Annotated in this window: 9 protein-coding genes; all 9 read left to right on the top strand. The window is 65.8% G+C overall.

Translation table 11 applies throughout. The annotated features are described in order from the left end of the window. Positions 1-1099: 1099 nt before the first annotated feature. The 9 genes from nrdH to O3656_RS07330 all read left to right on the top strand — a co-directional run bounded on the left by nrdH (position 1100) and on the right by O3656_RS07330 (position 12246). Positions 1100-1348, top strand: coding sequence for a glutaredoxin-like protein NrdH (gene nrdH / locus O3656_RS07370; RefSeq protein WP_009058684.1), 249 nt, complete (start codon positions 1100-1102; stop codon positions 1346-1348). Between the two features lie 496 nt (positions 1349-1844). After that, positions 1845-2261: a class Ib ribonucleoside-diphosphate reductase assembly flavoprotein NrdI gene (gene nrdI, locus O3656_RS07365; RefSeq protein WP_500063324.1), complete on the top strand. Its 417-nt coding sequence runs from the start codon at positions 1845-1847 to the stop codon at positions 2259-2261. Next, on the top strand, positions 2231-4387 hold the full coding sequence (gene nrdE / locus O3656_RS07360; protein WP_500063323.1) for a class 1b ribonucleoside-diphosphate reductase subunit alpha: 2157 nt from the start codon (positions 2231-2233) through the stop codon (positions 4385-4387). Before nrdI ends, nrdE begins: the two co-directional genes overlap by 31 nt. 196 nt (positions 4388-4583) lie before the next feature. Beyond that, positions 4584-5108, top strand: coding sequence for a hypothetical protein (locus O3656_RS07355; protein ID WP_500063322.1), 525 nt, complete (start codon positions 4584-4586; stop codon positions 5106-5108). Between the two features lie 158 nt (positions 5109-5266). Continuing rightward, positions 5267-5725 (top strand): hypothetical protein, encoded by a 459-nt coding sequence (locus O3656_RS07350; RefSeq protein ID WP_500063321.1) that lies wholly within the window; start codon positions 5267-5269, stop codon positions 5723-5725. A gap of 114 nt (positions 5726-5839) precedes the next feature. Beyond that, entirely contained in the window at positions 5840-6472 is a 633-nt protein-coding gene (locus O3656_RS07345) for a hypothetical protein (RefSeq protein WP_500063320.1), read from the top strand. 101 nt (positions 6473-6573) lie between these two features. Next, entirely contained in the window at positions 6574-8340 is a 1767-nt protein-coding gene (locus tag O3656_RS07340) for a P-loop domain-containing protein (RefSeq protein WP_500063319.1), read from the top strand. Positions 8341-8917: 577 nt separating this feature from the next. Continuing rightward, positions 8918-9682, top strand: coding sequence for an ABC transporter ATP-binding protein (locus O3656_RS07335; RefSeq protein WP_500063318.1), 765 nt, complete (start codon positions 8918-8920; stop codon positions 9680-9682). A 29-nt stretch (positions 9683-9711) separates the two neighbouring features. Continuing rightward, entirely contained in the window at positions 9712-12246 is a 2535-nt protein-coding gene (locus O3656_RS07330) for an FtsX-like permease family protein (protein WP_500063317.1), read from the top strand. The last annotated feature ends 101 nt before the right edge of the window (positions 12247-12347 follow it).

Here is a 12347-nt window from a genome sequence, read left to right as displayed (position 1 = left end):
CCGGGTGGGCCGCTGGGGTCGCGTGCTGGGAGAGTTTTGTACCGGTGGAGGCGTCGTGGCATGGTGCTAGGGGTCGTTGCGAGTCGACTGTGGGAACCAAGGGGCCTGCAGCCAGGGCTGTAGGCCGCATGGGTGCATCCGTTTCGGTGGTACTCGGCATAACTGGTCGCTGTCCAGCAATTTCGCATGCAATTCCCCGCTAATATCATGCTGGTTTGTATCAGTTCGTGATGTTGCGTCACTTGTATTTTGGAATTTCATGCGAAATTGGGGGAGGGGCACGTTACTGGGGTGAGGTGGCGTGCTGGGCGCGCACCGGCAAAGAGGGCGGGGGTGTGTGTTGGCAAAGGGGATGAGGGCGTGCATTGGCAAAGGGGATGAGGGTGCGCACCAGCAGCGAGAACGGGCGTGCATCGGCCCATATCTCGTGCACTGGTCCATATCGAGGGAGTGTCCCTCCTGGATCTAGGGCGCATATGGGCACCTCTATAAGGGTCCGCATCTAGGGCCCACGCGGGCCCTAGATGTAGGGACCATTGGCCATTGGAGGCGACTTCTTGATGTCCTGTTCGTCTCCCCGCGACCGCCTTTCCGCAGGATTCCGGTCATTTCCCCGAAAACTTCACCAACCCCTACATGTAGGGTCACTTAGTCGCCAATGACCCCTAGATGTGCGGGCGCGACACGCCCAAGACCCCCACTGGCGAGTGTGACGCTCGACATCTTTTAGCTGGTTGGCAGGCGGTTATGCACAGGGTGGTGATGCGCCCGTCCACAGGGTGCACAGGTGGTTGTGTGGGTGTTGGAGACCCCTAGATGTGCCCATAGGTTAGCGACAAACCCCAGTGTTTGCGCGCATCTGCGACCGCCCGTGAATGCGGCGCGACAAACCCTGTCAGCCATACGGAGATCCTGACCGCTCGCTCCGTCCACAGGCCCCTCAGGCATCGTCCACAGTCAGGGCGTCGCACACAACATCTAGGGGTCGCTTGCGTGGGTGGCCCCAAGGTGTAGTGTTGTCGTGTTCGCGGCGAACGAGCCGCTAGAAAGTCAACATAGGATGCCAACGTCCGGCCTTGAGCCGCAAGGAGACACGAACATGTCGATCACCGTTTACTCCAAGCCCCGCTGCCCCCAGTGCGACGCGACCTACCGCGCCCTCGACAAGCAGGGCGTCTCCTACGAGAAGATCGACGTCACCCAGGACGCGGAGTCCCTCGCCTTCATTAAGGGCCTCGGCTACCAGCAGGCCCCAGTCGTCGTCGCCGGCGAGGATCACTGGTCCGGCTTCCGCCCTGACCGCATCAAGGCCGTCGCCGCCGCAGCCCCCCTCGCGCTGCAGGCCTGAGTTTGGCCGATAAGCCCCGGCCGTGAGGCCGGGGCTTTCGTATATCCGGGTGGGGACGAGGCCGGGGCGACTCCCTCGGCAAAGGCTGAGAATTGCTCGGATGGGCGAGAGGTGAGGCCGCCATAAGATCAGGGAAAATTGCTGATCGCCGGTCTGGGGTACGCACCGCCAACCGGCACGCGGGTGGGGACGAGGCCGGGGTGACTCCCTCGGCAAAGGCTGAGAATTGCTCGGATGGGCGAGAGGTGAGGCCGCCACAAGATCGGGGAAAATTGCTGATCGCCGGTCTTGGGTGCGCGCCGCCAACCGGCCCACGCCACACCACAAACCGGCCCACAGTCAAGCAGCCCACACGCCCGCAGCACACGAGCATGCGCACGCGCAGGTCAGGCCGCGTCGATCATCCCACATGGGACACGCGTGCCAGGGGAGCCCGCCCGGGCCTCGTCAGTGAGACACTAGAGATTCAGCATCCCGCCAAGCAGGAAGGATCACCATGGGCAGCGTCGTCTACTTCTCGTCGGCGACGGGCAACACCCGCCGTTTTGTTGAAAAGCTCGGCCTCCCGGCGGCGCGAATCCCGTTGCTCCCCAAGGATGAACCCCTGCGCGTGACCGACGAGTACGTGCTCATCGTGCCCACCTACGGCGGCGGAAATATCAAGGGAGCTGTGCCCAAGCAGGTCATCAGGTTCCTCAATGACCCCGACAATCGGGCCCTGTGCAGGGGCGTCATCTCGTCGGGAAACACTAACTTCGGCAAGGCCTACTGCATCGCGGGCGACATCATCGCGGCCAAGCTGGGGGTCCCCCACATGTATAAGTTCGAGCTCCTCGGTACGCCCGAGGACGTCTCCAGAGTTCGCGAAGGACTGGAACAGTTTTGGCAGAAAACTACACCGACACAGGCGTAGAGGAAGCTCCCTCCCCGGAGCTGGACTACCACGCGCTGAACGCGCAGCTTAACCTGTACGACGCGAACGGACATATTCAGTTCGACGCGGACCGTAAGGCTGCTCGCCAGTACTTCTTGCAGCACGTCAACCAGAACACGGTGTTCTTCCACGACCTGGAAGAGAAGCTGAAGTACCTGGTGGACGAGGGCTACTACGAGAAGCACGTCCTGGATCAGTACGACTTCGCGGACATCAAGGAGCTGTACAAGCAGGCCTACGCCCACAAGTTCCGCTTCCCGACGTTCCTGGGCGCGTTCAAGTACTACACGTCGTACACGCTCAAGACCTTCGACGGTAAGCGCTACCTGGAGCGCTTCGAGGATCGCGTCGCCATGGTCTCCCTGTACCTGGCGCGCGGCGACATCGAGCTGGCGCGCAGCTTCGTCGACGAGATCATGAGCGGCCGCTTCCAGCCGGCCACGCCGACCTTCCTGAACGCGGGTAAGGCGGCGCGCGGCGAGCTGGTCTCCTGCTTCCTGCTGCGCATCGAGGACAACATGGAGTCGATCGCGCGCGGCATCAACTCGGCCCTGCAGCTGTCCAAGCGCGGCGGCGGCGTCGCCCTGCAGCTGACGAACCTGCGCGAGGCGGGCGCCCCGATCAAGAAGATCCAGAACCAGTCCAGCGGCGTCGTGCCCGTCATGAAGCTGCTCGAGGATTCCTTCTCCTACGCGAACCAGCTGGGCGCGCGTCAGGGCGCGGGTGCCGTGTATCTGCATGCGCACCACCCGGACATCATGCAGTTCCTGGACACCAAGCGTGAGAACGCGGACGAGAAGATCCGCATTAAGACGCTGTCCCTGGGCGTCGTCATCCCGGACATTACGTTCGAGCTGGCACGCAAGAACGAGGACATGTACCTGTTCAGCCCCTACGACGTGGAGCGCGTGTACGGCGTGCCCTTCTCCGAGATTTCGGTGACGGAGAAGTACCACGAGATGGTGGATGATGGCCGTATCCACAAGAAGAAGATCAACGCGCGTCGCTTCTTCCAGACGATCGCGGAGATCCAGTTCGAGTCCGGCTACCCCTACATCGTCTTCGAGGACACGGTGAACAAGGCGAACCCGATCAAGGGTCGCATCACCATGTCGAACCTGTGCTCGGAGATCCTGCAGGTGTCCGAGGCCTCGACCTACAACGACGACCTGTCGTACTCGCATGTCGGTAAGGACATCTCCTGCAACCTGGGTTCGCTCAACATCGCGAAGACCATGGATTCCCCGAACTTCTCCAAGACGATCGAGATGGCGATCCGCGGTCTGACGGCCGTCTCCGACCTGTCGGATATCGGCTCGGTGCCGTCGATTGCTCGCGGCAACGCGATGAGCCACGCGATCGGCCTGGGCCAGATGAACCTGCACGGGTACCTGGCGCGCGAGCACGTGCACTACGGGTCCGAGGAGGCGCTGGACTTCACGAATATGTACTTCATGACGGTCCTGTTCGAGGCCATCAAGGCCTCGTGCACGATCGCGCGCGAGCGCGGGGAGACCTTCGAGGGCTTCGAGGACTCCGCGTACGCGTCGGGCGAGTTCTTCCGCAAGTACATTGACGAGGAGTGGGCGCCCACCACGGATAAGTGCCGTGAGCTGCTCGCCGCCTCGTCGATTAAGGTCCCGACCCAGGCGGACTGGGAGGCCCTGGCCGCCGATGTCGCGAAGTACGGCATGTACAACCAGAACCTGCAGGCGGTGCCTCCGACGGGTTCCATCTCGTACATCAATAACTCGACGTCGTCGATTCACCCGATCGTGTCCCGCGTGGAGATCCGCAAGGAAGGCAAGATCGGCCGCGTCTACTACCCGGCGCCGTACATGACGAACGAGAACCTTCAGTACTACCAGGACGCGTACGAGATCGGCCCCGAGAAGATCATCGACACCTACGCGGTGGCCACCCAGCACGTGGATCAGGGCCTGTCGCTCACGCTGTTCTACCCGGACACGGTGACGACGCGCGACCTGAACAAGTCCTACATTTACGCGTGGAGGAAGGGCATTAAGACCCTGTACTACATGCGCCTGCGCCAGATGGCCCTCGAGGGGACCGAGGTCGAAGGCTGCGTGTCCTGCATGCTGTGACGTCACGCCCGTATGTCGGGTGGTGCGGGGGTCGGGAAACCGGCCCCCGCACCGTTTTATGGGGGACGAGGCCGGGGCTGAGTTCCCGGGGGATACGGGCGCTGTGGCGGGTGTGAGCCTCGCCGTTTTTTCGGATTTTGGGAAGGCGCTCGTATGATGTGGGGGTATATCTCCTCACATCTTCTCGGAGTAAGCGATGAGTGATCTGACGAACCCCTACGGCGTCGGTGGCGCGAGCCAAGGCGGCTATGGCCAGCAGGACGCGTACGGTGCTCAGTCGGCATACGGGTCCCAGGCCTCGTATGGGGGACAGCCCCCGTACGGCGCGGGGCAGCCTCCGTACGGTGGAGGGCCGGGCATGCCGGGCTACGGTCAGCCGCAGGGGTACGGTCAGCCCGTGTATGGGAGCTTCGCGTACAGCTTGAACCCCGCCGTTGAGCGTGTGCGGTCGAACGCGTCGATGGTTCGCATCATGGCGTTCATCAGCTTCGCCACCCTCGGGCCGATTCTCTCGATTGGAGCGTGGGTCTGGGGTGGCATGCTCGTGTCCGAGGCGCAGGGACTCAATGCCCCCATGGACGTGATGAATGAGGTGAGTGGCGCTCGAAAGACCGCGATGATCTGCAGCATCGTTGAGATTGTTGGCCTCGTGCTTCTGATCATCCTCGTCATCGTCCTCCCCAATCTGCTGCTCTTCATCGCGGGCGATTCGGGCTACTGATCCGTGTGCGCGATGGAGGCGGGCGTCCTTGGTTGAGTGCTCGCCGTTGCAGGGACGAGCTGTGGCGCGATTCTCTTCCGTCCCGATGGTTATTGACTCAGTCATGCGTGCGCTAGGATGAGCCGCGTAACTAATACCTATTCCATTCGGAGTATCCCATGAGTGATCCCAACAACCAGTACCCCGCCTTCGACCAGTCCCCCTACGGCCAGGCCTCCTACGGTCAGGCCTCCTACGGTCAGGCCCCGCAGGGTGCGTACGGCCAGGCGCAGCCCGGCTACGGCCAGGCCCCCCAGGTCGCGTACGGCCAGGCGTACATGTTGAACCCGGCCCTGGAGAAGATCCGCTCGAACGCCTCGAACGTTCGTCTCTTCTCCTTCCTGAGCTTCGTCCTCGGCGGTATTTTTCTGTCCGGCGGCATGTGGTTCTGGGCGAACAACATGATGTCTGAGGCTCAGAGCCTCGGTGCGCCGCTCGATATTACGACGGATCTGGCGAGTGCACGTAACACCGCGAAGATCTGCTCGATCATCCACATCGTCCTCATCGTGGTGGTCGTGGCGTTCTACGCCATCGCCATCATTTCTGTCATCGCGGCCGGTGGCTCACGCTACTGAGTACTTCGCGTGTGGGGTCCGGATCGCCTCTCGATCCGGACCCCATACGTGTTTGTGCGAGCATCCTGTTAGGATGCCTGTTGTATTGACCGGAAAGAAAAATTGGAGCGTTCCGTGAGCGATCCCCTGAACCCTACCCCTGCGGATTCCGCCACCCAGCCTTATGCTGCCCCTTCGCCGTACGCGCCCGAGGGTACCGGCAGCGCGTCGTACGCTGCGTCGGCCCAGGACCAGCAGCCTCAGTATGGCCAGCCCGGAGCAGACCAGTACGCGCAGTACGGCCAGCCCGGAGCAGACCAGTACGCGCAGTACGGCCAGGGACCCCAGGCCTCGTACGGCCAGCCCCAGCAGGCCTATGGCCAGTCGGCCTATGGCCAGTCGGCCTATGGCCAGTCGGCCTATGGCCAGCCGGCATACGGCCAGCCGGCATACGGCCAGCCGGCATACGGTCAGCCCGTGTACGGCCAGCCGATGTACACCTCGCCCGCATCCACGCAGTTCGACAGTTTGCGTACCCAAGCGATCATCGCGATCGTTCTGTCAGTTATCAGCTGGTTCATCTTTTGGCTCCTCCTGTCGATCCCGTCGGTGATCTGGTCCTTCATCATCGACTCCAACGCCAAGAATCAGGGCGCGCCGCAGAGCATCCTGAGCTTGACGAAGGCCGCGAAGGTCGTCTCGATCGTCATGGTGTCCATCCAGGCCTTCTTCATCATTCTCTGGGTTATCGTCGCTCTCCTCGACTGACGCCACCGTGAGAGTCACTCGACAGTGCTGACTCCTCACACACCGGAGCCTGTAGGAACGGTGATGCCGTTCCCGCAGGCTCCACCTGTATTCTTGAGGGTATGACTCCCCGATACGAAGCACCCTCGCGCTCGACGTCCGGAACCGACGCTGACCTCCTCGACCAGCTGCGATACGCGGACGGACGCCCCTACGGCTTCTACAAGAACGCCCTCGGTGCCTGGGATTACGGGGACTTCACCCTCGCGATCGATCACGTGCAGGCCGACCCCTACGCCCCGCCCTCGTCCCTGCGCGCCTACGCGACCCCCGAGGCGATGGGACTGCCCGAGGCCGCCCTGGCCTCGTCCGACGCGCGCCTGGCCGCCGCGGACTTTATTGCCCGCTCCTTCGACGAGGCCATCCGCGCCCGGGGAGCGCGCGACGTGTCGATCGCCCGCGCCGGCGCCCTCATCCTCCAGCGCTCCTACGCCACCGTCCTGCCCGACCGCGTCGAGGTCCGCTTCCAGGTCAAGCTCCCCGCGCGCGGACGCACGATCCTCGGCAAGAGCGCCGCCCGCCTCTTCGACGTGGACGTGCCCAACATCGTCATGGACTGCTTCGACTTCGTGTCCGAGGACCCGGACACGACCCGCAAGCGCTCCCGCCTCCTCGCCCACGTCGCCGCCTACGAGGACTACCGCGCCCTCCAGGGGATCCTCGAGGAGCGCGGGTGGGTGTCCTTCGTCGCCGACGACGCCCTGCTGGCGCGCCGCTCCGGCATCTCCGAAACGCCGCTGACCGGCGACGGCGTCGTCGCCTTTTCCGCCCCCGAGTCCCTGCGCGCCACCGTCACCCTGCCCCACGCCGGCGAGGTGAGTGGCATGGCGATCCCCCCGGGCCTGACCCTCATCGTCGGCGGCGGCTACCACGGCAAATCCACGCTCCTTGAGGCCATCGCCCAGGGCGTCTACGCGCACATCCCCGGCGACGGCCGCGAGCTCGTCGCCACCGACCCCACCGCCACGAAAGTGCGCGCCGCCGACGGCAGGGCCGTCACCGGCGTCGACATCTCGCCGTTCATCACCCACCTGCCCGGCGGTGCCGACACCACGTCGTTTTCCACCGAGAACGCGTCTGGCTCCACCTCGCAGGCCGCCTCCATCATCGAATCCCTCGAGCTGGGCGCGCGCACGCTCCTCATCGACGAGGACACCTCCGCCACCAACCTCCTCATCCGCGACACCCGCATGCGCGACCTCGTCGCCGCCGAGAAGGAACCCATCACGCCCCTCGTCGACCGCGTCACCTCCCTCACCGAGGCCGGGGTCTCCCTCATCATGGTCGTCGGCGGCTCCGGCGCCTTTCTCGACGCCGCCGACCGAGTCCTCATGATGGACAACTACCGCTGCCTCGACGTCACCTCCCGCGCGCGCGAGGTCGTTGCCGACCTGCCGCGCCCCCGCACCGACGTGCCCACTAGCTGGGAGGCGGCACCCCGCGTGCCAGCCGCGAAGGCCCGCGTGGACCGCCCGCGCACCAAGGCCTCGGGCACTTCCGTGCTGACCGTCGACCGATCGACCATCGACATTTCCGACGTCGCCGGAGTCGTCGACCCCGGGCAGGCCGAGGCCATCGCCTGGTGCGTGCGCGGCGTCCTCGAGGAGATGGCCGGCAAACAGTCCATGCCCGACCTCATGGCCAAGCTCGGCCGACGCCTCGCCTCCGAAGGCCTGGACGCCGTCTGCAAGTTCGGCGCCCGCCCCTACCCGGCGTTCCTGGCGCGCCCGCGCCTCATCGACGTGGGTGCCGCCATCAACCGCTACCGCGGCCTGTCCCTGCGCGAGGTTGTTGCGGGCGAGGCTGCCGGCGAGGTTTCCGAGTCGTAGTCGCTTCAGACCCCACGGGTGTTCCGGGCGCCGGAGGGCCCGGCCGCCCGCGAGGCTAGGCGACCTCACTTCGTTCGGCGCCGCGCCTCGAAGCCCGCCCGTGCCCTCCGGTCCCTCCGGCACCCTCCACACCAGTGGGGCCGGGTCGCTGTTGTCTGGTTCGATGTGTCGTCTCGAAGCCCGGCCAGGCCCTGCCGCCACCCACGGGCACCGCAGCCAGGCCAACGTGGCTATCGTGCACCCAGCAATTTCGCATGCAATTCCCCTGTGACTATTTCAGGATTTGAATTGGCATCGTTGGAATTGCAACGATTCCGAAGGTTGTTGAAAGTTCATGCAATCGAATTGCATGCGAAGTTTCTGGTAGGTGTCTCCGGCGTCACTCAGGGTACTGCAGCCGGGTCCAGAAATCCCCGCAGGCACATCACCGGGAATTACGACGGTCGGGCTCCGAGGAGGACCGCGGTCCCCGAGGAACGGCGCGGAGCGACCCCCGAGACGACCCCGGGTGGTCTCGGGGATGAATCAGGGGAAACCTCCGTAGCGGTGACGCACGCCGCAGGCGCACGATGGATGCATGAACACGAACACAACAATCGCGCAGGCCCCCGCGGCCGCACCGGCCCCGGCCTCGTCCATCGTCCGACTCCAGGGCGTCTCCAAAATCTACGGAAGCGGCGACGCGCAGGTGCGCGCCCTCGACGACGTGAGCGTCGGCTTCGGTGCCGGCGAATTCACCGCCATCATGGGCCCCTCCGGATCCGGCAAGTCCACGATGATGCACATCCTCGCCGGCCTCGACGCCCCCACCTCCGGGCACGTCTTCGTCGAAGACACCGACATCACCGCCCTCAAAGACACCGCGCTGACGAAGCTGCGCCGAGACCGCATCGGCTTCGTGTTCCAGTCCTTCAACCTGGTGCCCACCCTGGACGCGCGCGCCAACATCCTCCTGCCCATGCGCCTGGCCGGGGCCACCCCCGAGAAGGACTGGTTCGACCTCATCGTCACCTCCCTGGGCATCGCGGACCGACTGAGTCACCGCCCCTCCGAGATGTCCGGCGGCCAGCAGCAGCGCGTCGCCGTCGCCCGCGCCCTCATGAGCCGCCCCGCCGTCATCGTCGCGGACGAGCCCACCGGCAACCTCGACTCCCACTCGACCACCGAGGTCATGGACCTGCTGCGCCGCGCCGTCGACGAACTTGGCCAGAGCGTCATCATGGTCACCCACGACACCGCCACCGCCGCCTACGCGGACCGTGTCCTCGTGTGCCGAGACGGACGCATCGTCTCCGACCTGCGCGACGTCACCGCCGACTCCCTCACCGCGGCGCTGCGCTGAACGCGCGCCCACACCCCAAGGCTCATCTCATGTCTGCAACAAACTCCCTCCTGAGCGCCAACCTGCGCTCCCACGGCCGCCGCTACATTTCCACAGGCCTGGCCGTCGCCATCTCCACGGCCTTCATCGTCATCACCCTCATCGTCATGACGGCGATGACCTCGGGCCTGACCTCTAGCGTCTACAGCCAGTACCGAGGCGGCACGATCGTCGTCTCCCAAAACGACGACGCGCCCGAAGGCGCCATTGAGAACGCCGAAAAGGCCCTGAGCGCAACCAGCGGCGTCACCGCCATCAAGCACATGGCCCAGTGGCCCGCCGACGCCCAAACCGACGCGACGCGCGCCGGCCTCTACGTGTCGCCGATGGCCCCCAAGCCCTTCGCCGGCCTCGACCTGAGCGCCGGAACCGCCCCGACCGCCGACGACCAGATCACCATCCCGGAGCACACGGCCTTGACCCTCTCGCTGAAGGTCGGCGATACCGTCCGCGTGCGCGCCGGATTCACCGAGGGCGACTACCGCACCCTCACCGTCGTCGGCACCACCCGCTCGAACACCATCAGCATGGGCGTGCCCGCCAGCTACGTGACCGACGGCGGCTTCTCCGCGATCTTCGGGACGACCGCCTCCGGGAAGTTCATCGTCGCCACCAGCGCAGCGGATACGGACAGCAACGCAAACCCTCCCAGCGCCACCCAGGACGAGTGGGTGGCAACAGCGAACTCCGCGTTGAGTGGCGTCTCGGGCGTGAGCGTGACCAGCGTGCACCAGGCGATCCAGGACGATCTCAACCAGGCGCGCCTGGGAGCATCCGTGACGATGGGCATCATGCTGATCTTCCCGGCGATCGCGGCGCTCGTGGCCTCTATCGTCGTCTCCTCGACATTCCGCGTCGTTCTCACGCAGCGCACCCGCGAACTGGCGCTGCTGCGCACGCTGGGAGCGACCAGGCGACAGGTCCGCTCGCTCGTGACCCGCGAGGCCCTCGCGATCGGAGCGATCTCGTCCGCGATTGGCGTCGCGCTCGGCTGGCTGATTGGCGCGCTCGCGGAGGCAGGAACCGGCCTGGCCTCTAGCGTCGTTGCGGCGCTGGCGGGGGCCTCCGTCTGGCAGCTCGCGCTCACGTGGCTCGGTGCCACTCTGTTCACGACCCTGGTCGGCGTCTTCCCGGCCCGCGCCGCCTCCCGCGTCGCCCCCGTCGCCGCCCTCGCCCCCGTGAACGAGGCCGGGGCCGCCGCCCGCAAGAAGCACACCGTCCGCTTCATCATCGGCGCGCTCATCGCGGTGGCCGGATGCGGGGCTGTGGCCCTCGCATGGCGCTCGGATAGCGGCGGCACGAAATTCCTCGGGGCATTCGGCGGGTCGCTCCTGGCGCTCCTCGGCGCGCTGCTCGTCGCCTCGGTGCTGCTGCCGGCCCTCACTCGCGCGTTTGGCTCGGCCTTCCCGGGCACCCTGTCCGCCATGGCCCGCGAGAACACGATGCGCAACCCCGGCCGCACCTCCGCGACCGGCACCGCGATCATCATCGGCGTGACCCTCGTCGTCACCATCATCGTCGGTGCCGCCTCCGTGCGCACCACCCTCACCAACGCCGTGAACGACGCGCGCCCCTTCGACCTCATGGCGGTGTCCACAGATGGGGCGATCACCGACGACCAGCAGGCCGCCATCGCGGCCACCGACGGCGTCGCCGCCACCGTCGCCCAGTACGCCGCCCCCGGTACCCTGACGACCACCTCGGGCGCGCCCGCCTACGCTTCCGGTGAGGGAACCGGGGCGGAGGACGAGGCCCAGGCCTCGTCGGTCATGATCACCGGAGAACCCGACTACACGGGTGTCACGCACTCGACCGTCACCCAGCTGGGCGATGGCCAGGTGCGCGTCGGCGACGAGGCCCTGGCCGGGCAGACGCTGCGCCTGTGCGCCGAGTCGTGCGTGGACCTGAGCGCCGTGTACGACAAGAACGGCAGCGTCGGGCAGGCCCAGGTCTCCGAGAAGACCCTGCGGTCCATCGCGTCTTCGCTCGAGCGTCAGGCGGTCATCATCAAGATGGCCGACGGGGCCGATGCCGAGACCGTCCAGGCTGCGCTGCTCAAGGACTCGCACCTGAGTGTCAACGGCTCCGCGCTGGAGCGCCAGATGTACACGAAGATCATCGACCGGCTGATGCTCGTCCTCGTCGGACTGCTCGGCGTGTCCGTCCTGGTGTCCCTGGTGGGCGTGGCCAACACGCTGTCGCTGTCGGTCGCCGAACGCACCCGCGAGAACGGGCTGCTGCGGGCGCTCGGCCTGACGCGACGCCAGATGAAGAGCCTCCTCGCCCTCGAGGCGCTGTTCCTGTCGCTGACCGGCGCTCTCATCGGCGTTGGCATGGGCGTTGCCTTCGGGTGGGTCGGCGTCATGAGCCTGCCGGTTGAGGGGGCCACTCCCGTGCTGAGCGTGCCGTGGATGCAGCTCGTCGGCGTGTGCGTCGTCGCCATCGTGTCCGCGCTCATCGCCTCGTGGCTGCCCGGCCGCCGGGCCGCGAAGGTTAGCCCATCGGAGGCGCTGGCCACGGAGTGAGTGCTGGTTGATTGACTGCGGTTGATTAACCGCGGTTGAAAGACCGGGCGTTGAGTGACGGGTGGGGTGCCGCGAGGCACCCCACCCGTTGGCGTGTGTTG

Source organism: Pauljensenia sp. 27098_8_83, assembly GCF_041432695.1.
In the GTDB taxonomy this organism is placed as follows: Bacteria; Actinomycetota; Actinomycetes; order Actinomycetales; family Actinomycetaceae; genus Pauljensenia.
Note: the sequence above shows the minus strand (reverse complement) of the source record. Positions and strands in the feature narration are given on the sequence as shown.